Annotated in this window: 17 protein-coding genes and 1 pseudogene; 10 read left to right on the top strand and 8 right to left on the bottom strand. The window is 71.4% G+C overall.

Annotated features, from left to right (window positions below):
* Positions 1 to 113: 113 nt before the first annotated feature.
* From efeU to C8046_RS01775, 4 genes are read left to right on the top strand one after another with little or no spacing between them, the layout of a single operon-like run.
* A complete protein-coding gene (gene efeU, locus C8046_RS01790) occupies positions 114 to 1,025 on the top strand; it encodes an iron uptake transporter permease EfeU (protein ID WP_109228014.1) in 912 nt (303 codons plus the stop codon).
* Complete coding sequence (gene efeO / locus C8046_RS01785; protein ID WP_109228013.1) at positions 1,022 to 2,260, top strand: iron uptake system protein EfeO; 1,239 nt, start codon at positions 1,022 to 1,024, stop codon at positions 2,258 to 2,260. Before efeU ends, efeO begins: the two co-directional genes overlap by 4 nt.
* Position 2,261: 1 nt before the next feature.
* Entirely contained in the window at positions 2,262 to 3,530 is a 1,269-nt protein-coding gene (gene efeB, locus C8046_RS01780; protein WP_109228012.1) for an iron uptake transporter deferrochelatase/peroxidase subunit, read from the top strand.
* Between the two features lie 22 nt (positions 3,531 to 3,552).
* Positions 3,553 to 4,107 (top strand): NUDIX domain-containing protein, encoded by a 555-nt coding sequence (locus C8046_RS01775; RefSeq protein ID WP_109228011.1) that lies wholly within the window; start codon positions 3,553 to 3,555, stop codon positions 4,105 to 4,107.
* 129 nt (positions 4,108 to 4,236) lie between these two features.
* Here C8046_RS01775 and rpsA read toward each other — a convergent pair whose 3' ends face one another.
* The 5 genes from rpsA to C8046_RS01750 all read right to left on the bottom strand — a co-directional run bounded on the left by rpsA (position 4,237) and on the right by C8046_RS01750 (position 11,520).
* Positions 4,237 to 5,727, bottom strand: coding sequence for a 30S ribosomal protein S1 (gene rpsA, locus C8046_RS01770; protein WP_109228010.1), 1,491 nt, complete (start codon positions 5,725 to 5,727; stop codon positions 4,237 to 4,239).
* Positions 5,728 to 5,967: 240 nt separating this feature from the next.
* Complete coding sequence (locus C8046_RS01765; RefSeq protein ID WP_109228009.1) at positions 5,968 to 7,782, bottom strand: dipeptide ABC transporter ATP-binding protein; 1,815 nt, start codon at positions 7,780 to 7,782, stop codon at positions 5,968 to 5,970.
* A gap of 3 nt (positions 7,783 to 7,785) precedes the next feature.
* Positions 7,786 to 8,751, bottom strand: coding sequence for an ABC transporter permease (locus C8046_RS01760; protein ID WP_109228008.1), 966 nt, complete (start codon positions 8,749 to 8,751; stop codon positions 7,786 to 7,788).
* Entirely contained in the window at positions 8,748 to 9,755 is a 1,008-nt protein-coding gene (locus tag C8046_RS01755) for an ABC transporter permease (protein ID WP_109228007.1), read from the bottom strand. Before C8046_RS01755 ends, C8046_RS01760 begins: the two co-directional genes overlap by 4 nt.
* 82 nt (positions 9,756 to 9,837) lie before the next feature.
* A complete protein-coding gene (locus tag C8046_RS01750; protein WP_109228006.1) occupies positions 9,838 to 11,520 on the bottom strand; it encodes an ABC transporter substrate-binding protein in 1,683 nt (560 codons plus the stop codon).
* A gap of 202 nt (positions 11,521 to 11,722) precedes the next feature.
* Between C8046_RS01750 and C8046_RS01745 the strand changes: the two genes are divergently transcribed.
* Positions 11,723 to 12,544: a class I SAM-dependent methyltransferase gene (locus tag C8046_RS01745; RefSeq protein WP_109228005.1), complete on the top strand. Its 822-nt coding sequence runs from the start codon at positions 11,723 to 11,725 to the stop codon at positions 12,542 to 12,544.
* A gap of 64 nt (positions 12,545 to 12,608) precedes the next feature.
* Here C8046_RS01745 and polA read toward each other — a convergent pair whose 3' ends face one another.
* Positions 12,609 to 15,371, bottom strand: a complete 2,763-nt coding sequence (gene polA / locus C8046_RS01740; protein ID WP_109228004.1) for a DNA polymerase I — start codon at positions 15,369 to 15,371, stop codon at positions 12,609 to 12,611.
* Between polA and C8046_RS01735 the strand changes: the two genes are divergently transcribed.
* A complete protein-coding gene (locus tag C8046_RS01735) occupies positions 15,370 to 15,819 on the top strand; it encodes a PaaI family thioesterase (RefSeq protein WP_109228003.1) in 450 nt (149 codons plus the stop codon). The two genes, polA and C8046_RS01735, sit on opposite strands and share 2 nt — an antisense overlap.
* A 155-nt stretch (positions 15,820 to 15,974) precedes the next feature.
* Here C8046_RS01735 and C8046_RS19060 read toward each other — a convergent pair.
* Positions 15,975 to 16,364, bottom strand: a pseudogene (locus tag C8046_RS19060) (GNAT family N-acetyltransferase); the annotation flags it as partial.
* Between the two features lie 334 nt (positions 16,365 to 16,698).
* On the opposite strand from C8046_RS19060, the gene C8046_RS01725 reads away from it, so the two are divergent.
* Genes C8046_RS01725 through C8046_RS01710 form a run of 4 tightly spaced genes read left to right on the top strand, consistent with a single transcriptional unit; the run spans position 16,699 to position 20,767 of the window.
* Positions 16,699 to 18,042: a branched-chain amino acid ABC transporter permease gene (locus tag C8046_RS01725; RefSeq protein ID WP_235866029.1), complete on the top strand. Its 1,344-nt coding sequence runs from the start codon at positions 16,699 to 16,701 to the stop codon at positions 18,040 to 18,042.
* A gap of 10 nt (positions 18,043 to 18,052) precedes the next feature.
* Entirely contained in the window at positions 18,053 to 19,036 is a 984-nt protein-coding gene (locus C8046_RS01720) for a branched-chain amino acid ABC transporter permease (RefSeq protein WP_109228000.1), read from the top strand.
* The gene (locus C8046_RS01715; RefSeq protein WP_109227999.1) at positions 19,029 to 19,967 is read left to right on the top strand and encodes an ABC transporter ATP-binding protein; all 939 of its coding nucleotides are present in this window, start codon (positions 19,029 to 19,031) and stop codon (positions 19,965 to 19,967) included. The genes C8046_RS01720 and C8046_RS01715 overlap by 8 nt, the downstream gene beginning before the upstream one ends.
* A complete protein-coding gene (locus C8046_RS01710; RefSeq protein ID WP_109227998.1) occupies positions 19,964 to 20,767 on the top strand; it encodes an ABC transporter ATP-binding protein in 804 nt (267 codons plus the stop codon). Before C8046_RS01715 ends, C8046_RS01710 begins: the two co-directional genes overlap by 4 nt.
* Before the next feature lie 591 nt (positions 20,768 to 21,358).
* On the opposite strand, the gene C8046_RS01700 is transcribed toward C8046_RS01710, so the two are convergent.
* Complete coding sequence (locus tag C8046_RS01700) at positions 21,359 to 22,666, bottom strand: ABC transporter substrate-binding protein (RefSeq protein ID WP_109227996.1); 1,308 nt, start codon at positions 22,664 to 22,666, stop codon at positions 21,359 to 21,361.
* Between the last annotated feature and the right edge of the window lie 153 nt (positions 22,667 to 22,819).

Here is a 22,819-nt window from a genome sequence, read left to right as displayed (position 1 = left end):
ACACGCGAGTCCGTTGCTGACCGTCTCGATGCAGGAGTACCTTCCCCGGTAATAGGTAAGCCGAACCTCACCTCGTGACTCGTCCGGCCCGCTCCCCGCCGGAAGGACCGTGAGTGCTCGCCACCTTCCTCATCGGCCTGCGCGAAGGCCTCGAGGCCGCGCTCGTCGTCGGGATCCTCGTCGCCTACCTCCACAGGACCGGCCGGACCGCCGTCCTGCCACGCCTGTGGGCAGGTGTGGGCCTCGCCGTCGTCGGGTCGCTCGCGCTCGGCGCCATCCTCACCTTCGGCGCGTACGGACTCAGCTTCCGCGCGCAGGAGGCGATCGGCGGGATCCTCTCGATCGTCACGGTCGCGCTCGTGACGTGGATGGTGTTCTGGATGCTCGGCGCCGCGCGCGGGCTCGCGGGCGAGCTCCACGACCAGGTCGACGCCGCCCTCGCCCGCTCCGCCTGGGGCCTGGTGAGCATCGGCTTCATCTCCGTGGCCCGCGAGGGCATCGAGACGACGCTGTTCCTGTGGTCGACCGTGCGCTCCTTCGGCAACGGCCCAGGGGCCGTGCTCGGCGCGGTCCTGGGCCTGCTCACCGCCGTCGCGCTCGGCTGGCTCATCTACCGCGGGATGGTGAGGATCAACCTCGCCGTCTTCTTCCGGTGGACGGGCGCCGCGCTCGTGGTGGTCGCCGCCGGCGTGCTCGCCTACGGCGTGCACGACCTGCAGGAGGCCGCCTTCCTGCCCGGCCCGTTCACCGCGCTCGCGCCGATCGACGCCGCGACGGGTGCGGTCGCCGTCGGGCTCCCCGGCTTCCCGTTCGGCTGGGCGTTCCAGATCGCGCACGTCATCGCCCCGGACGGCGCGCTCGCCGCCGTTCTCAAGGGCACCCTCGGCTTCACCCCCGAGATGACCTGGCTCGAGATCACCGCCTGGGCCCTCTACCTCGCCGTCGTCGGCACGGCCTTCGTGCGCCGTGCCTTCCCGTCCCGCCCCACCCCGGCACCGGTCCGGGTACCCGAAGGAGCAGCATGACCTCCCCCCTGACGTCCCGCACGAGGGCGGCACTGGCCGCCGTCGCGCTCGCCACGCTCGCCACCAGCGCCTGCGTGCCGAACTCCCCCGAGTCCGCCGACGGCGCGCTCACCGTGACGTCCACGGACTCCGCCTGCGAGGTGAGCGCGACCGAGGCGTCGTCCGGCACGCTGCAGTTCGAGGTGACCAACGACGGCGACCAGGTCACCGAGTTCTACCTCATGGCCTCCGACGGGCTGCGGATCGTGGGCGAGGTCGAGAACATCGCTCCCGCCGAGCAGCGCACGCTGACGGTGACCGCCCAGCCGGGCGACTACCTCACGATGTGCAAGCCCGGCATGATCGGCGCCGGCGTGGGGTCCACCGCGTTCACCGTGAGCGGCGACCGCGTCGAGCTCACCGGACCCGACGCCGAGCTCAAGCAGGACGCGGTCGATCTGTACGCCGCGTTCGTCAAGGACCAGGTCGCGCAGCTGCTGCCCGAGACCGAGGCGTTCGTCACGCTCTACACCGACGGCGACGACGACGCGGCGAAGGAGGCGTTCCCGCAGGTGCGCGCCTACTACGAGCGCGTCGAGCCGGTCGCCGAGGCGTTGGGCGACCTCGACCCGCGCATCGACTACCGCGAGGTCGACGCCGTCGCCGAGGGCCTGGACTGGACCGGCTTCCACCGCATCGAGAAGGACCTCTGGGAGCCGGCGCCTGGCACCCTCAACTCCGACGGCGAGACGGACGCGTTCCAGGACTGGGCGCCGTCGACGCCGGCGGAGCGGGCCGAGTTCGGCCGGCTCCTGGTCGAGGACGTCACCGAGCTGTACGACTACGTCCACTCCGACGAGTTCACGACCTTCCTCGACGACCAGGGCGTCGACTGGATCTCCAACGGCGCGATCGCGCTGCTCGACGAGGTCGCCACGGGCAAGATCACGGGCGAGGAGGACTGGTGGTCCGGGACGGACCTGTGGGACTTCGCCGCCAACGTCGAGGGCTCGAAGATGGCGTTCTCGTTGGTGGAGGACCTCGCGATCGCCCAGGGCGAGGACGGCGAGGCCCTCACCGTGGAGATCGCGGACGGCTACACCGCACTCGAGGAGTCGCTTGCCGCCCACGGGTCGCTCGACGCCGGCTTCGTGACGTACTCCGAGCTCACGGACGCCGACAAGAAGGAACTGTCCGACCTCATCAACGCGCTCGCCGAGCCGCTCTCGCAGCTCACCACGACGGTGCTCGCCTGACGTGACCGAGTCCGTGCAGCCCGGCGTCCGTCGCGGCCCCTCCCGTCGCCAGGCCCTCGGCCTGGGGGCGGCGGGGCTCGCGGTGGGCGCCGTCGGCGCCGCCGCCGGGCGGTTCTCGGTCAGCGGCGCTGGGCACGACGGCGACGCCCCGCACCCCTTCCACGGCGATCACCAGGCGGGGATCACGACGCCGGTGCAGGACCACCTGCACCTCGCGTCCTTCGACCTGTCCTCCCGGGCCACGCGGAAGGACCTCGTGGCGCTCCTGAAGGACTGGAGCTACGCCGCGTCGCGGCTGACGCAGGGGCTGGACGTCTCGGCCTCCGGAGCGGTCGCCGGTCCCCTCGACGCCCCGCCGGACGACACCGGTGAGGCCTTCGGCCTGCCGGCCTCGTCGCTCACGATCACGATCGGCCTCGGGCCGACGCTGTTCGAGCTCGACGGCGTCGACCGGTTCGGGATCGCCGACCGGCGCCCGCCGGGCCTGGCGCCCCTGCCGCCCTTCCTCGGCGACGTGCTCAAGGCGGAGTCCTCGCACGGCGACCTGTGCATCCAGGCGTGCGCGGACGACCCGCAGGTCGCGGTCCACGCGATCCGCAACCTCAGCCGGATCGCGTTCGGGACCGCCCACGTGCGGTGGTCGCAGATGGGGTTCGGCCGGACCTCGCGGACGACGACCGCGCAGGCCACCCCGCGCAACCTCTTCGGGTTCAAGGACGGCACGGCCAACGTGCTCGCGGACGACGCCGCCTCGCTCGAGCGCTCGGTGTGGGTCGCGCCGACCGACGAGCCCGCCTGGATGGCCGGCGGCTCCTACCTCGTCGCCCGCAAGATCGAGATGCTCATGGAGACGTGGGACCGGGTGCAGCTCGGCGAGCAGCAGACCATCATCGGCCGGGACAAGGACGTGGGGGCTCCCCTGTCGGGGGGCGAGGAGCTGACCGACCCGGACTTCGACGTCGAGGTCGACGGGGCGCCCGCGATCGACGTCGCCTCGCACGTCCGGCTCGCCCACCCCGACAACAACGGCGGCGCCCAGATGCTGCGCCGCGGCTACAACTACGTGGACGGCAGCAACGCGCTCGGGCGCCTGGACGCCGGGCTGTTCTTCCTGGCCTACGTGCGCGACGTCGAGCAGTTCGTCACGGTGCAGCGCCACCTGTCCACGGACCTGCTGAACGAGTATGTCAGGCACGTCGGATCCGCGACGTTCGCGATCCCGCCGGGCACGCAGCCCGGCGGCTGGATCGGCGAGACCCTGCTGGGCTGACCGGGGCTGACACAATCGGGCGATGAGCGCGACGTCGCAGTGGCAGCAGGTCTCGAGCCGTGAGGTCTACGGCAATCCCTGGATCAGCGTCACCGAGGACGAGGTGGTCCGACCCGACGGCGGGACCGGGATCTACGGCGTCGTGGAGGTGCGCTCCCCCGCGGTCTTCGTCGTCGCCGTCGACGACGAGGACAGGGTCGTGCTGGTGAAGGTCGACCGGTACACGACGGGCGCGGGCTGGGAGGTGCCGGCCGGCGGTAGCGACGGTGAGGACCCGATCACCGCCGGGCGGCGAGAGCTGCTCGAGGAGGCCGGCGTGACCGGCGGTCGCTGGCGGATCGCGGGCGAGGTCGACTCGCTCAACGGCGTGTGTCGGGCGCCGGGCACGGTGGTGGTGGCCGAGGGTGTCGTCGTCGGGGACGGAGTCGGGCACGACGCCGCCGCGGAGGGCATTTCCCAGGTCCGCACCGTGGAGTGGTCGGAGATCGGCGACCTCGTGCGACGCGGCGAGATTCGCGACGGCGAGACGCTCGCCGCCCTGGCCCTCGCCGCGATCACGTTCGGGCGCTGGGGCTGACGACACGAATGACCCCCTGGTGCGGCAGGAAGTACCCCCGGGTGGGTCGGGAAGTACCCCCGGACGACGGCGACGCCCGCCACCTCCGAGGAGGTGACGGGCGTCGTCGGTGCTACGGGAGCCTGGGGCTCAGGCGCCGGTGAGCTTCTCGCGAAGCGCGGCGAGCGCCTCGTCCGAGGCCAGCGTCCCGCTCGGGCCCGACGGGGCCGAGGAGTAGCTGGACGCAGCGGACTCCGAGGAGGAGCTGCTGCTGCTGCTCGTGCCGGCCGCCTCGGCCGGAGCCTCGGCGTCGGCCTCGATCGCGCTGGCGACCTGCTTCTTGTGGGCCTCCCAGCGCGACTGGGCCTCGGCGTACTGCCGCTCCCACTCCTCGCGCTGCGTGTCGAAGCCCTCGAGCCACTCGTTGGTCTCCGAGTCGAAGCCCTCCGGGTACTTGTAGTTCCCGGCCTCGTCGTACTCGGCCGCCATGCCGTAGAGGCTGGGGTCGAAGTCGTCCGACGCGGGGTCGACGCCCTCGTTGGCCTGCTTCAGCGACAGCGAGATGCGGCGACGCTCGAGGTCGATGTCGATGACCTTGACGAAGACCTCCTCGCCGACCTTCGCGACCTGCTCCGGGAGCTCGACGTGACGCACGGCCAGCTCGGAGATGTGCACGAGGCCCTCGATGCCGTCCTCGACACGAACGAACGCACCGAACGGGACGAGCTTGGTGACCTTTCCGGGCACGACCTGACCGATGGCGTGGGTCCGCGCGAACTGCTGCCACGGGTCCTCCTGCGTCGCCTTGAGCGACAGCGAGACGCGCTCGCGGTCGAGCTCGACGTCGAGAACCTCGACCGTGACCTCCTGGCCGACCTCGACGACCTCGGAGGGGTGGTCGATGTGCTTCCAGGACAGCTCCGAGACGTGGACGAGACCGTCGACGCCGCCGAGGTCCACGAACGCACCGAAGTTCACGATGGACGACACGACACCCGGACGCACCTGGCCCTTGGCCAGCGTCGACAGGAAGGTCGAGCGGACCTCGGACTGGGTCTGCTCGAGCCAGGCGCGACGCGACAGGACCACGTTGTTGCGGTTCTTGTCGAGCTCGATGATCTTGGCCTCGATCTCCTTGCCGACGTACGGCTGGAGGTCGCGGACGCGACGCATCTCCACGAGCGAGGCGGGGAGGAAGCCACGGAGGCCGATGTCGAGGATGAGTCCACCCTTGACGACCTCGATGACGGTGCCGGTGACGACGCCGTCCTCCTCCTTGATCTTCTCGATCGTGCCCCAGGCGCGCTCGTACTGGGCGCGCTTCTTGGACAGGAGAAGACGTCCCTCCTTGTCCTCCTTCTGGAGGACCAGGGCCTCGACGATCTCGCCGACCTTGACGACCTCGTCCGGGTCGACGTCGTGCTTGATCGAGAGCTCGCGGGAGAGGATGACCCCCTCCGTCTTGTAACCGATGTCAAGAAGGACCTCGTCGCGGTCGACCTTGACGATGGTGCCCTCGACGATGTCGCCGTCGTTGAAGTACTTGATGGTCGCGTCGACGGCGGCGAGGAAGTCCTCGGCCGAACCGATGTCGTTGATCGCGACCTGCGGGACAGCCGGGGCGGGGGTGGAGATGGTCATGTAGGAGAGACTCCGTTGCGGACAGGGATCGAATGGACTGGTGGACGGCGTCCGCCCGTCGGTCCAGGATGAGGACCGGCGGTCGCCCGCGCCTCCCGACCGGCCACGGACCGTCACGGAGGGCGATCACCAGAGCATGAGAGGGCGCGCGAGCAGCAAGCGCCAGCGTCCATCCTAGCCCGGCCGCCGCGCGTGCGCCAACACCGCGGTCGGGGTGCGTCGGGACGCGTCGGCGGACGATCAGGAGATCGCCAGCTCGAGACCAGCCCCGGGGATCGCCGCCAGGAGGGCCTGGGTGTAGGCCTCCTGGGGGTCGTCGAACACCTGGTCCGTGCTGCCCTGCTCCACCACGCGCCCGTGCTCCATCACGACGACCTGGTCCGCGATCTGACGGACCACGGCGAGGTCGTGGGAGATGAACAGGTAGGTGAGGTCGAGCTCCGTCTGCAGCTCGGCGAGCAGGTGCAGGATCTGGGCCTGCACCACGACGTCGAGCGCCGAGACCGCCTCGTCGCACACGACGACGTCGGGGTTGAGCGCCAGCGCGCGGGCGATCGCGACCCGCTGCCGCTGACCGCCCGAGAGCTCCGAGGGGTAGCGACGCATCACGTCGCTCGGCAGCGCGACCTGGTCCAACAGCTCCCTGACCCGCGCGCGTCGCACGGTCGCCGAGCCGACGCCGTGAGCCCGCAGGGGCTCCTCGACGGTGCGCGCGATCGTGAACAGGGGGTCGAGCGAGGAGTACGGGTCCTGGAAGATCGGCTGCACCCGCCGGCGGAAGGCGACCTCCTCGGCCTGGGTGCGGGCGCCCACCGTGAGCCCGTCGAGCTCGACGCTCCCCGAGGTCGGGGGCAGCAGGTCGAGCACCATCTTCGCGACGGTCGACTTGCCCGATCCCGACTCCCCCACGATGCCGAGCGTCCGGCCGCGCGGGATGGCGAACGAGACGTCGTCGACCGCGACGACGTCGCTCCGGCGTCGCAGACCGCGGCGGCCGCCCGGGAAGACCTTGCGCAGGTTCACCGCGCGGATGACCGGGGCGGGGGTGTCGACGTCGGACGCCGGGTCCGCCGTCACGCCGCCGGTCGCACCGGTCGTCGGCGCGGTCGCGACGTCCGACGGCTCGTCCGTGCGCTCGGTCGGCGCGAGCAGGTCGTCGGTGACGGCCTCGAGGTGGCCGCTGTGCTTGGCGATCTGGATCCGGCGCGAGGCCAGCGACGGTGCCGCGGCCAGCAGCCGCTTCGTGTACTCGTGCTGGGGGTCGCGCAGGATCTCGCGGGCGGCCCCGTGCTCGACGAGCTCGCCGCGGTACATCACCAGGAGGTGGGACGCGCGCTCGGCGGCCAGGCCCAGGTCGTGCGTGATCAGCAGGACCGACGTGCCGCGCGAGGTCGTGAGGTCGGCGAGCTTGTCGAGGATGACGCGCTGCACCGTGACGTCGAGGGCCGACGTGGGCTCGTCGGCCACGAGGAGCTGGGGCGACCCGGCGAGCCCGATCGCGATGAGCGCGCGCTGGCGCATGCCGCCGGAGAACTCGTGCGGGTAGGAACCCATGCGGCTGTCGGCGTCGCTGAGGCCGACCTCGACGAGCAGCTCGCGGGCACGGTCCCTCGCCGCCCGTCCGCGCTCGGTCCCCGTCGCCTCGAGGGCCTCGACGACCTGGCTCCCGACCGTCGCGACCGGGTTGAGGTTGGTCATGGGGTCCTGCGGGACGAGGCCGAGCACGCGGCCCCGCATCTTCTGCAGCTCCGCGCGTGAGAGCCCGACGACGTCGCGGCCCGAGATCTCCACCGAGCCGGCGGTCACGCGGCCGTTGCCGGGCAGGAGGCCCAGCACCGCCGTCGCGACGGTCGTCTTGCCGGAGCCCGACTCGCCGACGATCGCCACGGTCTGGCCCTCGAGGACGTCGAAGGAGACGTTCCGCGCGGCCACGACCGGGCCCTGCTCGGTGGAGAAGGTGACCTCGAGGTCGCGTACGCGCAGCAGCACGTCGGTCGCGGCCCCGGGTTCGGGGGTGGGTGCGGGGGTGGTCGGCACGCCGAGGTCCTCGGTCATGGGTCAGCCCTTCCTCGAGCGCGGGTCGAGCGCCTCGCGCATCGACTCCCCCAGCAGGGTGAAGCCGAGCGCCGTGATGGAGATGCACAGGCCGGGGTAGATCGCGAGCTGCGGCGCGATGGCGAGCTCGTTCTGGGCCTGCGTGAGCATGCGCCCCCACTCGGCCGTCGTCGGGCGTCCGCCGCCGAGACCGAGGAAGGACAGGGCCGCGGCCTCGATGACCGCCGTCGCCAGCACGAGGGTGGCCTGGACGATCACCGGTCCGAGGCTGTTGGGCAGGACGTGGGACATCGTCACGGTGCCCCGGCTGAGACCCAGCGAGCGCGCGGCCAGCACGTAGTCCTGGCCCTTCTGCGCCAGCATCGAGCCGCGCAGCAGCCGGGCGAAGATGGGGATCTGGACCACCCCGATCGCCAGGATCACCGCGAACGGGCGCTGACCCGCGACGGCGGCGATGGAGACGGCGAGCAGCAGCGAGGGGACCGCGAGCATGAGGTCGACCAGGCGCATCACGCCGGAGTCGACCCAACCGCCGAACGCCCCGGCGAGCAGCCCGAGCAGCACGCCGCCGACCAGGCCGATGAGCGTCGAGAGGACACCGATGACCAGCGAGGCGCGCGCACCCCAGATCAGCTTGCTGAGGACGTCGCCGCCGAACCGGTCGAGCCCGAGCGGGAACTCCGCCGAGGGGCCGGGGATGAAGGTGGGGCGGATGAGGTTGCGGCCGGGCGTCGCGTCCCCGGGGAACGGCGCCAGCCACGGTGCCGCGATGGCGACGATCAGGAAGATCGCGACGATGACGGCGCCGATGATCGCGACCGGGTTGCGGCGCAGCCGACGGAACGCGAGGCGCCAGATGCTGGCGCCCGCGTCGTCCTTGCCGCGCCTCGTCTCCTTCTCGTTGACGATCGGGGTCTCGGTCAGCGCCGGCTCGTCGGGGTCGTGGCTGGGCGGGAGGACGGCGGTCATGAGCGGGCTCGCATCCGGGGGTCGATGAGGCCGTAGGAGATGTCGACCAGGAGGTTGACCAGGGCGTACACCACCGCGATCGCGAGGATGAACCCCTGCAGGACCGGGTAGTCGCTGGAGGAGATGGCCTGGTAGAGGAAGCTGCCGATGCCGGGGAAGGAGAACACCGTCTCCGTCAGCACGGCGCCCGACAGCAGCAGCCCGACCTGCAGACCGATCGTCGTGGCGACCGGGAGCATCGCGTTGCGCAGGATGACGCGGTTGCGCAGGCGGCCGGGGCGCAGGCCCTTGGCGCGGGCGGTGCGCACGTAGTCGGCGCCCTGCACCTCCATCACCGAGGCCCGCGTCATGCGCGCGATGATCGCCAGCGGGATCGACCCGAGGGCGATCGCCGGCAGCACCAGGTGCATGATCGCGTCCCAGCTCGCGTCGAGCTCACCGGTGAGCAGGCCGTCGAGCACGTAGAGGTTCGTGGGGTTGGTGGCGTTGATGTCGACAGAGGCGCGCCCCGTCGTCGCGAACCAGCCGAGCTTGACCGCGAAGACGTACTTGAGGATGAACGCGAGGAAGAAGACCGGGACCGTCACACCGATCAGCGAGACGACGACGGAGGTGTGGTCGACGATCGTGCCGCGGCGGCGCGCGGCGACGTAGCCGAGCGGGATGGCGACGACGACGGCGAACAGCAGCGCCGCCAGGCTGAGCTCGAGCGTGGCCGGGAACCGGTCGATGAACTCCTCGAGCACCGGACGACGCGTCCGGATCGACGTGCCGAAGTCGCCCTGGAGCAGGCGGCCCACGTACGTGAAGTACTGCTCGAGGAGGGGGCGGTCGAAGCCGTAGAGGCGGTTGATGTCCGCGACGGCCTCGGGGGTGGCGCGCTCACCCAGGAGCGCGACGGCGGGGCCGCCCGGAAGGGCGCGCACCCAGAAGAACAGCAGGATCGTCAGGCCGATCAGGGTGGGCACCAGCTGCGCCAGGCGGCGCACGATGAGCATCAGCACAAGGAGGTCTCTCGCAGGTCGTGGCGGATCCGGTGCCCGCGCCGTGGGGCGCGGGCACCGGATCCGGGGCGTTCGGGCGGGGTCAGTCCGTCAGCGTGATGACGTTGTAGACCTCGTCCTGGACCGGCGACGCCGGGTAGTTCTCGACACCGGGACGGAACGCGAGCGACGGCACCGGGTGCGCGATCGGGATGCCGGGGAGCGACGTCATGATCTCCACGTTGGCCTCCTCGTACAGCGCGGTCTGCTCGGCCTCGTCGGTGGCCACGCGGGCCGTCGAGAGCGACTCGAACAGGGCCGGGTCGTCGAAGCCCCACTCGTTCGACTGCGCGCCGAAGAACACGCCGATGAAGTTGTAGGTGTCGTTGTAGTCACCCGTCCAGCCCAGGAGGTGCAGACCGTGGTCGGCGCCTCCCTGGATGCGGTCGAGGTAGTCCGGGCTCCACGGCAGCGGCGTCGCCTCGACCGTGATGCCGACCTCCTCGAGGTCAGCGGCGATCCGCTCGAAGACCTGCTCCGGCGTCGGCATGTACGGACGCGACACGTTGGTCGGGTAGGTGAAGTTCAGCGTCAGGTCGCTGACCCCGGCCTCGGCCAGGAGCGAGCGGGCCTCGTCCTGGTCGAAGTCGTACGTGGGCACGTCGTCGCTGTGGCCGCGGACCGACGGCGGCACGAAGTTCGTCGCCACGAGGGTGCCCTCGGGGAGCGTCGCCGCGACGAGGGAGTCCTTGTCGATCGCGTGGGCGATCGCCTGGCGCACGCGGATGTCCGCGAGCTCCGGGATCGCCTGGTTCATGCCCAGGTAGAGCACGTTGAAGGGGTCGCGGTTCTCGATCGTGTAGCCGGCGTCCTCCAGCGCGACGACGTCGGCCGGGCCGACGAGGTCGTAGCCGTCGATGTCGCCGGCCTCGAGCGCCTGGCGGCGGGCCGTGGCGTCGGAGATGACGGGGAAGATGACGGTCGTGATCTGACCCTGCTCGCCCCAGTAGTCGGGGTTGGCGCCGAGCGTGACGTTCTCGCCCGGGCTCCACGAGGTGAAGGTGAACGGGCCGGTGCCGGTCGGGTGGCCCGTGGCGTACTCCGGCAGCGTCGGGGCGTCCTCGGAGCCGCCGACGTCGTCCGCGCCGTACTCCTGCAGCGCCGTGGGCGACTGCATCGAGAAGGCCGGGAGGCTGAGTGCCGCGACCAGCTCGGGCAGCGGCGAGCTCAGGGTGACGACCGCCGTGGCGTCGTCGGGTGCCTCGCACGACGCGTACTTGCCGGCGCCCTCGTAGCCGCCGTTGACCTTGCCCCAGTAGTAGGACATCGACTCGGACGCCGCGATCCCGGTGAAGCCGTCCCAGCGGTCGAAGTTGAAGCAGACGGCCTCGCCGTCGAACGGCGTGCCGTCGTGGAAGCTGACGCCCTCCTTGAGCTGGAAGGTGTACTCGAGGCCGTCCTCGCTCACGTCCCAGGACTCGGCCAGCAGGGGCGCGGGGTCGGCCGTGCCCGGCTCGACGCCGACGAGGCCCTCGAAGATCTGGCGTGCGACGCGGAAGGACTCGCCGTCGCTCGCGAACGCGGGGTCGAGCGAGGCCGGGTCCGAGGACGAGGCGAACGTGAAGGTCGACGGTCCGTCGGAACCGCCGCCCTCCGTGGCCGTCGAGCTGGAGCCCGACTCGGCGGGCTCGGTGGTCGCGCCGTCGTCGCCGCGGTCCGAGGCACAGCCGGCCAGGACCAGGGACGACGCGGCGAGGCCGACGACCGCGATGTGAAGTTTGCGCATGAGGTTCCTCCGTCTACCGAGGGTGACGTCCGTCACCCGCGCTGGGAGAACGTCACATGAACGCCAGCCCCGGTCAAGTCGCCGAGCCTGCCGACACCGTCTCGACATACGACCGTGACGGTGCCGTGATCTGGGACGCTGCGGCACCCCGGGACCCGACGTCGCGGCGTCACGACGTGCCAGGTCGCCGCCGTGACGGAGGATGTCCGGTGTGACCGAGGACAGAGAGCCGACGCTGGCCGAGGCGGGCTACGGCCCCGCCGACCACGACGACGCGGCGACGGCCCGGCGCTGGTGGGACGGCGAGGCGGAGGAGTACCTGGCCGAGCACGGCGACGCGCTGGGCGAGGTGTCGTTCACGTGGGGCCCCGAGGGGCTCACCGAGGCCGAGGCCGGGGCTCTCGGCGACCTCACCGGGGCGCGGGTGCTCGAGGTGGGCGCCGGCAGCGCACCGTGCGGCCGCTGGCTGGCCTCCCGCGGTGTCGACGTCGTGGCGACGGACCTCTCGCACGCGATGCTCCGCGCCGGCCGGGCCGCGAACGAGCGCACCGGCGTCGACCTCCCGCTGGTCCAGGCCGACGCCCTGCACCTCCCGTTCACGGACGGCGCGTTCGACGTCGTGTTCACGTCCTACGGCGTGCTGCCGTTCGTCGCCGACGCCGCGGCCGTGCACCGGGAGGCCGCCCGGGTGCTGCGCCCCGGGGGCCGCTGGGTCTTCTCCACCACGCACCCGGTGCGCTGGGCGTTCCCCGACGACCCCGGCCCGGGCGGGCTGACGGCGACGCGCTCCTACGTCGACGACACGCCCTACCGCGAGCTCGACGAGACGGGCGCCGTGATCTACGCGGAGTACCACCGGACCCTGGCCCAGCACGTGGCCCAGGTGACCGCGGCCGGGTTCCACGTCACGACGCTGCTCGAGCCGACCTGGCAGCCGGGACGCAGCACCTGGGGCGGCTGGAGCGAGCTGCGCTCCCGGCACCTGCCGGGGACGCTCGTGCTCGGCGCGCAGCTGCCCGCCTGAGGCCGACGGACGCGGCTCCGGCGGCGCTCGGTCCTCGAGGTCGCGCCGGCGTCGCCCGTGCTGCTCAGTGCCCGGCGTCGCGCCAGCTGCGACCGAAACCGACGCTCACGTCCAGCGGCACGGACAGGTCCGCCGCCGCGGCCATCTGGGCGCGGACGAGCTCGGTGACCTCCTCGCGCTCCCCCGGTGCCACCTCCAGCACGAGCTCGTCGTGGACCTGCAGCAGGAGCCGCGACGCCAGGCCGCGCAGCCGCAGCTGCGAGGAGACCCCGATCATCGCGACCTTCACGACGTCGGCCGCCGAACCCTGGATGGGTGCGTTGAGCGCCATCCGCTCGGCCATCTCCCGGCGCTGGCGGTTGTCGCTCGTGAGGTCGGGCAGGTAGCGCCGGCGATCGAGGATCGTCGAGGTCCAGCCCTCCTGGCGCGCGTCGTCGACGACGCCCGTGAGGTAGTCGCGGACGCCCCCGAAGCGCTCGAAGTAGTCGTCCATCAGGCCGCGGGCCTCGCCGGCCCCGATGCCCAGCTGCTTGGACAGCCCGAACGCCGACAGGCCGTAGGCGAGGCCGTAGGACATCGCCTTGATCTTCGCGCGCATCGCCGAGGTGACGTCCTCGGGGGCGACGCCGAACACCCGCGAGCCCACGTAGCGGTGCAGGTCCTCGCCGGAGCGGAAGGCCTCGATGAGTCCGGCGTCGCCCGACAGGTGCGCCATGATGCGCATCTCGATCTGGGAGTAGTCGGCCGTCAGGAGGCCTTCGTAGCCCTCCCCGACGACGAAGCCCTCGCGGATCCGGTACCCCTCCGTCGTGCGGATCGGGATGTTCTGGAGGTTGGGATCGACCGACGACAGCCGGCCGGTCGCGGCCACGGTCTGCTGGAAGGTCGTGTGGATGCGACCGTCCGGCGAGACGGACTTCAGCAGCCCCTCGACGGTCTGGCGCAGCCGGATCGCCTCGCGGTGGGCGAGGAGGTTCTCCAGGAACGGGTGCTCGGTCCGCGCGAAGAGGTCGGCGAGGGCGTCGGCGTCGGTGGTGTAGCCCGTCTTGGTCTTGCGGGTCTTGGGCATCCCGAGCTCGTCGAACAGCACCTCCTGGAGCTGCTTCGGCGAGCCGAGGTTCACGCTGCGCCCGATCGCCTCGTACGCGCCCGCGGCCGCCCGCTCGACGGCGGCGTCGAACTCGTTCAGCAGCGTGGTGAAGTACGGGACGTCCGCCGCGATGCCCGCGCGCTCCATGTCCACGAGGGTGGCGAGCACGGGCAGCTCGACGTCGCCCATGAGCGCCGTCGCCCCGCGGGTCGCGAGATCGGCCCGCAGCGGCTCGCCGAGCTCCCGGACTGCGACGGCCCGCGCGGCGGCCGTCCGACCGCCGGAGGAGTCGCCGTCGAGCCCCAGGTCGAGCATGCCGTCCGAGGCGGCGTCGACGCCGCTCGGCAGCTCGCGCTTGAGGTAGCGCACCGTGAGGTCGCCGAGGTCGTAGGTCCGCTGGTCGGGGTGGCACAGGTAGGCGGCCAGCAGCGTGTCCAGCGTGACGCCGGCGAGCACGAGGCCGCGACCGGCGAGCGAGTGCGACGTGGACTTGGCGTCGTGCACCGTGATCGCGGCCGCGGGGTCGGCCAGCCAGGCGCCGAGCACGTCGAGGTCGGCGTCACCGATGGTGGCGAGGTCGATCGCGAGCGACTCCCCCTCGCCGTCGGCGATCGCCAGGGCCCACGCGTCGCCCGTGCCGTGCGCCGACGTCCCCGCGACGTCGAGCCCCAGCTCCTGGCCCTCACGGGCCGCGAGCCACGGCGCCAGGGCACCGGGCACGAGGTCGGTGACCTGCACGGCGAGATCCTCGACGTCCTCCGCCGTGCCCGCCTCGTCCTTCGGCAGCATGTCGAACAGCCGGTCGCGCAGCACGCGGAACTGCAGCGCGTCGAAGACCTGGTGCACGGCCTCGCGGTCGATCGGCACGCGCACGAGGTCGGCGAGCTGGAGCGGGGTGTCGACGTCGCGCATGAGCCCGTTGAGCTGGCGGTTCATGATCACCTGGGCGAGGTTGGCCCGCAGGCTCTCCCCCGCCTTGCCGGTGATCGCGGTGGCGGAGCCCACGACGCCGTCGAGCCCGTCGTAGGCGTTGATCCACTTCGCGGCCGTCTTCGGACCGACGCCGGGGACGCCGGGGAGGTTGTCGCTCGTCTCGCCGACGAGCGCCGCGAGGTCGGGGTAGCGCCCCGGCGGCACGCCGTACTTCTCCTCGACGGCGGCGGGAGTCATCCGCACGAGGTCGGAGACGCCCTTGCGGGGGTAGAGGACCGTCACGCGGTCGGTGACGAGCTGGAAAGTGTCGCGGTCGCCCGAGCAGACGAGGACCTCGGCGCCCTGCCGCTCCGCGCGGTCCGTCAGCGTGGCGAGCACGTCGTCGGCCTCGATGCCGGAGATCCCCACGTGCGGGATGCTCAGCGCGGCGAGCACCTCCTGGATGAGCGGGACCTGGCCCTTGAACTCGTCCGGCGCCGCCGAGCGCGTGCCCTTGTACTCCGCGTACTGCTCCGTGCGGAACGTGGGGCCCGACATGTCCCAGGCCACGAAGACGTGGGTCGGCTGCTCGTCGCGCACGAGGTTGATGAGCATCGAGGTGAAGCCGTACACGGCGTTGGTCGGCTGGCCGTCGGTCGTGGCGAAGTTCTCCACCGGCAGCGCGAAGAAGGCGCGGAAGGCCATCGAGTGGCCGTCGATGAGGAGCAGCTTCGCGTCGGAGGCCGCGGCCGGGGCCGTGATCTCGGGGTCGGCCGGTGCGTCGAGGGCGTCGTGGTCGGTCACGGGTGCCAGCCTAGGTGGCATGTCCGACATCGAGACTCCCGACCTCACCGGCACCCTGATGGAGCGGCTCGGGATGGAGCTGTCCGAGATCAGCGCCCAGGGCTGCACCGGCACGATGCCCGTCGCGGGGAACACCCAGCCGTACGGGCTGCTGCACGGCGGCGCGACGGCGGCGCTCGCCGAGACGGTGGGCTCCGTGGCCGCACAGCAGCACGCGGGACCGGGACGGGCCGCCGTCGGGCTCGAGCTGTCGGTGACCCACCACCGCGCCGCGCGATCGGGAACCGTGCGGGCACGGGCGACGGCCGTCCACCTGGGACGGTCGAGCGCGACCTACCTGGTCGAGGTGACGGACGAGGCGGAGCGCCGCATCAGCTCGGCGCGCCTGACCTGCCTCCTGCTCGACGGCGCGAGCGGCTCCACGACGGCGGGCGCCGCGGGGAACAGCGCGGGGGCCACGCCGTCCTGATCCTCGGGCGGCGGGAGCTCGATCCCGCGGGGCGGCGTGTTGACGCGCTCGTTCATGGCGCGACGCCGGGCGATGATCGCCTCGAGGCCGCCGCGCGGGGTGTCCTGGCCGAGGCGGCGGTGCAGCGTGGCCACCTCGCACGTGCGGCGCGAGCCGACGGCGGAGAAGCCCAGGCGCGAGAGGAAGCGCTGCTCGCTGCGGGCGCCGGAGACCGGCAGCGTGACGATGGTGTCCGTGCCGGCGGACGCCGCGAAGACGGCCTGGTCCGCCATCAGCGCGCGGCCCACGCCGCGTCGACGCCACTCGGGTCGCACGTAGAGGATCTCGACCTGCAGCCACGGCGTCTCGGAGAACAGACCGGGCTCGTAGACCTGGGAGATGGCGGCGCCGACCTGGCTCGTCCCGACCTCGGCGACCGAGATCCGACCGGGGTGGTTGTCGACGAAGGCGCGCAGCCGACGCAGCAGGATCCCGGGCGCGGGTACTCCCAACGGGGCCCCGAGCGGGTGCTCCGCACCGGCCTCCTCGAGGATGACGGCGAGCATGGGCAGGTCATCAGCCTGCGCCGGCCTCACCGAGACGAGTTCACGACCCACCGATCCACTCCCTTGCTGCTCGAGCCCCGGGATGGAACATTACGCCCAACGTCGTAACCCGGCGCCACCCCGTTAACACGATCGTCACATTCGAGAACGCGGCCGACACATGGCCGCCGTACGTTCACGAGCGCCTCTTGTGCCTTGGGTGCGAGAAGCGTCAGATCTGTCCCACGACTTGGAGCTGCTCGTGCCGGAAACAGCGCAGCGAGCCGTGCACCGCCCTCACCGGCGGCGCGGCCTCGGACCACTGCTCGGCCTCTTGATCGCCACCCTGGTGGGGGTGCTCGGACTCGTCGCAGCCCCGGCCACCGCCGCGGCCGCCCCGTGCGTCCCCGACACCGCCACCGCGTGCATCCAGGGGACCCTGCGTACCTCGGCAGGTGACCCCGCCGTCGGCGTCGCCCTCGCGGTCGAGGGCCCCGCCGGCTCCTTCGAGGCGGTGACGAACGATGCCGGCCAGTGGAGCGTGGCCGTGACCGAGTCCGGTGAGTACACCGTCACCCTCGACGAGGCGACGCTGCCCGCCGGCGAGACGCTGCGCGACCCGGCGAGCAACCCCAAGACGGTGCAGGCCGACCTCGGCAAGCGCCCGGGGGCGCTGTTCGCGCTGGGAGACCCCGGCGGGGCTCCCGCCCCGACGACGCCCCCCGCGGGCGGCGACGGCGAGACGTCCGCCCCGACGGCGACCACCGCCCCCGACGCCGAGTCCGGCGCCGCCGGCGAGAGCGCGGCGGCCGGGTCCGGCAACAACCGGGTGCTGCAGCTCATCCTGTCGGGACTGGTCTTCGGACTCCTGCTCGCGCTCGCCTCGGTCGGCGCGAACCTCATCTACGGCACGACCGGCCTGAGCAACTTCGCCCACGGCGACCTGGTCACGCTCGGCGGACTCGTCGCCTTCTCGGCGGTGCGCTGGTGGGGCCTGCCCCTGTGGTCCTCGATCATCCTGGCGACCATCGCCGGCTGCATCATCGGCTGGCTGCTCGACGCGGGCATCTTCGCGCCGCTGCGGCGCCGCGGCGTCGGGATCACCCAGCAGCTGATCGTCACGATCGGTCTGGCCCTCGCGATGCTCAACCTCTACCTCGTGCTCTACGGCGCCAGCCCGCTGCCGATCGTCTCGAGCATCTCCGAGCGCATCCAGCTCGGCCCGGTCTCGATGTCGCAGCAGACGATGCTGTCGGTCGTGATCGCCGGCGTCGTTCTCGCGGCCGTGGCGCTGGTCCTCCAGCGCACCCGGATCGGTCGCGCCACACGAGCCGTGTCGGACAACCCGGCGCTCGCCGCGGCGTCGGGCATCAAGGTGGCCTCGATCATCCGCGGGGTGTGGGTGGCCTCGTCCGGCCTCGCCTCGCTCGGTGGTGTGCTGATGGGTCTCTACCTCGGCTCCACCCGCTTCAACTTCGGTTCGGTCCTGCTGCTGCTGATGTTCGCGGCCATCACGCTCGGTGGCCTCGGCTCGCCGCTCGGTGGTCTCCTCGGCGCCCTCGTGATCGGGCTCGTCGTCGAGCTCTCCACGCTCATCCTGCCGAGCGACCTGCGCTACGCCAGCGCGCTCGTCATCCTCATCGTCGTCCTGCTCGTCAGACCGCAGGGCATCCTCGGCCGAGCCCAGCGGATCGGATAGGTGATTCCTCATGGACATCGTTTCACTGCTCACTGACGTCCTGCGTGAGGCCACCGGCCCCACCGCCATCGCCTACGCCCTCGCGGCCATCGGCCTCAACGTGCACTTCGGCCTCACCGGCCTCATCAACATGGGCCAGGCCGGCTTCATGCTGCTGGGGGCGTACGGGTTCGCGATCTCCACGATCGCCGGGGTGCCGCTCGTCGGCGCCTTCGCCATCGCGATCGCGTGCGCCGTCGTGTTCGCGCTCATCCTCGGTCTGCCCACGCTGAAGCTGCGGGGGGACTACCTGGCGATCGTCACGATCGCCGCGGCCGAGATCATCCGCTACATCGGGCGCTCGGTCGGCCTCAACCAGCTGACCGGCGGCTCCCAGGGCCTGCTCGGCAACAGCTTCAAGTACTCGTTCGAGGGGGCGTCGCCGTTCGAGGACGGTCTCGTCACCCTCGGCCCGATCTCGCTGCCGATGAACGCGTCCAACTCCTGGTGGCTGCGGATCGTCGGCTGGGCCCTCGTGGCCCTCGCGTGCCTCATCGTGTTCCTCCTCCTCCGCAGCCCGTGGGGCCGGGTGCTCAAGGGCATCCGCGAGGACGAGGACGCCGTCCGCGCGCTCGGCAAGAACGTCTACACGTTCAAGCTGCAGTCGCTGGTGCTCGGCGGGGTGTTCGGGGCGGTGGGAGGAATAGTCATCTCGCTGGCGAGCTCGGTCCAGCCCGACTCGCTCGGGCGACCGGTGACCTTCAACACCTGGACCATCCTGCTGCTGGGCGGTGCCGCGACCGTCTTCGGTCCGGTGCTGGGATCGATCCTGTTCTGGGCGGCCCTCGTGCTCGTCCGGGGCCTCATGCGCGGCCTCATCCCCGACAACGTCCTGACCTCCACGGAGATCGAGCCCCTGGGCTTCGTCCTCGTCGGCATCACGCTCGTCCTGCTGATCGTGTTCCGACCACAAGGGATCTTGGGAGACAAGAAGGAGCTGGCTATCAATGGCTGACGACACGAGCCTCCACGTGACGGCCGCGCGCGAGTCCCTCGCGTCGGTCTCCCACACCCCCGGTGCGGCCAAGAGCGATCCGCTCCTGGTGGCCGACGGCGTGCGTCGCACGTTCGGCGGGGTGAACGCCGTCGACGTCGCGCACCTCGAGGTGCAGCGCAACGTCATCACCGCCCTCATCGGTCCGAACGGTGCAGGCAAGACGACCTTCTTCAACCTCATGACGGGCTTCGACCGCCCCGACGCGGGGTCGTGGACGTTCGACGGCAAGGACCTCGCCGGCGTGCCGGCCTCCCGGGTGTCGAAGTCCGGCATGGTCCGCACGTTCCAGCTCACCAAGGCGCTCTCGCGCATGACGGTGCTGGAGAACATGCGGCTCGGTGCACGCAACCAGGTCGGCGAGGGAATGGGTGCCGCCCTCCTGCGGCCGCTGTGGCGGGCGCAGGAGAAGGCGAACACCGAGAAGGCCATGGACCTCCTCGTGCGGTTCAAGCTCGACGCCAAGAAGGACGACTTCGCCGGCTCGCTCTCGGGCGGACAGCGCAAGCTGCTGGAGATGGCCCGCGCGCTGATGTCCGACCCGACGCTCGTCATGCTCGACGAGCCGATGGCCGGCGTGAACCCGGCGCTGACCCAGTCGCTGCTCGGTCACATCACCGACCTGCGCGACACCGGCACGAGCGTGCTGTTCGTCGAGCACGACATGCACATGGTGCGCCACATCTCCGACTGGGTCGTGGTGATGGCCGAGGGCAAGGTCGTGGCCGAGGGACCGCCCAAGGAGGTCATGGACGACCAGGCCGTGATCGACGCCTACCTGGGCGCCCACCACGACACCGACCTCGGCGACGACTCGCTGCTCGAGGAGGGCACCGTCATCGATGTCGAAGCCATGGCCGAGCTCGAGGCCGAAGAGGAGGACGCCAAGTGAGCGAGACGATCGACGCGAGTCAGGTGCACCGCGGTGCACCGGCGGGTGAACCGCTGCTCCACGCCGACAACCTCGAGGCCGGGTACCTGCCCGGCGTCAACATCCTCCAGGGCTGCTCCCTCGTGCTGCACCCGGGCGAGCTCGTCGGCATCATCGGCCCGAACGGCGCCGGCAAGTCCACTCTGCTGAAGGCGCTGTTCGGCCTGGTGAACATCCGGTCGGGGTCGCTGACCCTCAAGGGCGAGCCCATCACCAACCTGCGCGCGGACTCGCTGGTGAAGCGCGGGGTCGGCTTCGTGCCGCAGACGAACAACGTCTTCCCGAGCCTGACGATCGAGGAGAACCTGCAGATGGGGGTGTACCAGTCGCCGGCGAAGTTCGCCGAGCGCGTGGAGGCCGTCATCGACCTCTTCCCGGAGCTGGGCAAGCGCCGCAAGCAGCGTGCGGGCGCCCTGTCCGGCGGTGAGCGGCAGATGGTCGCGATGGCGCGGGCGCTCATGCCCGAGCCGTCCGTCATCCTGCTCGACGAGCCGTCCGCCGGCCTCTCCCCCGTGCGTCAGGACGAGGCGTTCCTGCGGACCCGCCGCATCAACCGGGCGGGCGTCTCGGTCATCATCGTCGAGCAGAACGCTCGCCGGGCGCTGCAGATCTGCGACCGGGCCTACGTGCTCGACCAGGGCCGCAACGCCTACTCCGGGCCGGGGCGCGAGCTCATGAACGACCCCAAGGTCATCGAGCTCTACCTCGGCACCCTGGCGACCGACGTCGACGCCGCGCGCGACGCCGACAAGGGTGCCTGAGCGCGGCGCACCCCACCCAGCCACGCACGACGGCGCCCGTCACCTCCCGAGGTGACGGGCGCCGTCGTCGTCCGTCCCACAACCACCCCCGGGTACGTCAACAACCACCCCCCAAGGGGGCAACAACCACCCCCTCCAGAGGTCCCGCGCCCAGGCGCCCCTCTTCATGTCGACCCTGCTCCCCCACGACTAGCTCGAGGGGGTAGTTGCTGCCGCTCCAGGGGGTGTTTGCTGCCGTACTAGGGGGTCGTTGCAGACAAACGAGGGGGACCTCCTGACGCGGGCGGGCCTTGCCCGACGTCGCTGCAGTCGACAGCGACGGTGCCTCAACCGGCGCGCGCAGCCACGCGCGACGACGCCCCTCACCTCCCAGGGTGACGAGCGCCGTCGTGCCGGAACCGCCCCCGGAGGGACGACAGCCACCCCCTCGACGACGACGTCCCGCGCCCTGCGGTCCGGGACCGTCAGGACGACCTCGGGCGTCCCGCGAGGGGGCGCCTGCTGCCGTACGAGGGGGTGGTTGCTGCCGGGGACGGCGAGAGGCCCCGGTGCCGTAGCACCGGGGCCTCTCGTCACTGCTGGTTCAGCGGATCAGGAGGAGGGAACCTCACCCTGGACCGACTCGACGAACTCGTACTCGTTCGACGGGCCGAACTGGTAGATGCCGATGGCGGCCGACGACGGGTCGTTGGCCTCGTTGAACGGCCCCACACCGGAGACGGCCTGGTAGGAGATGTCGTCGCCGGCCTCGATGAGCTCCGAGCACTCGACCCAGCCGGTGCACTCGGTGCCACCGTCGACGCCCGAGACGGCCGCCATGTTGGCCTGGATGGCCTCACCGGAGGCCTCGCCACCCTTGAGCGCCGCGAGAGCCGCGAGCATCGTGGCGTCGTAGGACTCGGCCGCGTAGGAGTAGTCGTTCAGGTTGGCGTTGACGGTCGCCAGACGCTCCTGGAAGTCGGCGGTCGGGAAGGCGCCCGGGAGGGTGGCCTTCGCACCGTCGAGCGTGCCCTCGGGGAAGCCGATGTCGCCCTCGGTGCCGAAGTTCTGCAGGTTGCCGTCGACGAAGTACACCGTGCTCATGTCCCAGCCCTGCGCCACAAGCTCGCGCACGATGAGCGGGGTCTGCGTCGTGAAGGCGATGATCGCGATCGCGTCGGGGCCCGACGCGATCGTGTCGGCCACGATCGAGGAGTAGTTCGTCTCGTTCGGGTCGAACTCGCTGCCCTCGGCGCCGTAGACGAGCGAGCCGCCGGCCTCGGTCACGACGCCCTCGACGACGTCGCGCAGCGACGTGCCGTACGGGTCGTTGAAGACGATGGTGGCGACGTTGGCGGCGCCGTCGGCGATCATCAGGTTCGCGAGCGCGTCACCCTGGACGGTGTCCGGCGGCGCGGTGCGGAAGTAGAAGTCGCTGTAGCCCGACAGGTCGGTCGCGGTGTTGGCCGGGGAGATCTGGACGATCCCGGCACCCGTGATGTCGTCGATGACGTTGAACGTCACACCGGAGGAGGCCGCACCGATGACGGCGTGGACGCCGCTGGAGATGAGGTTCTGCGACGACTCCGTGGCGACGGCCGCGTTCTCGGTGTCGGAGGAGTCCGTGTGGGTAACCTCGACGTCGGAGCCGAACACGCCGCCGGCCTCGTTGATCTCGGCCACGGCCAGGTCGACGCCAGCGATCTCGGGCGGGCCGAGCTGGGCCAGCGAACCCGTCACCGGGAGCAGCGTGCCGATGTGCAGGACGCCGCCCTCACCGGACGCGTCACCGCCGTCGGTGGTCTCCGAGGCGGTACCCGACTCGGTCGTGTCGTCACCGGACTCGCCACTGCTGCATGCGGCGAGGACGAGCGCGACTGCGCCCGCGACCGCCGCGACCCGCGCGATGGATCGGTTCATGTGGGTGTCTCCTTCTCAAGGCCTGCCGCCCGGTAGCGGCGCGGTCGTAGAAGGAAGCACACCGCAGTTGTGTGTCGGGAATGTGTCGCAGCAGTCACGCTGCCATCACAGTTCACAACGATGCGGTAACGCTCCCACCCGGGAGCGGGGTGG

Origin of the sequence: Serinibacter arcticus (genome assembly GCF_003121705.1) — a bacterium.
Taxonomy (GTDB): Bacteria; Actinomycetota; Actinomycetes; order Actinomycetales; family Beutenbergiaceae; genus Litorihabitans.
Note: the sequence above shows the minus strand (reverse complement) of the source record. Positions and strands in the feature narration are given on the sequence as shown.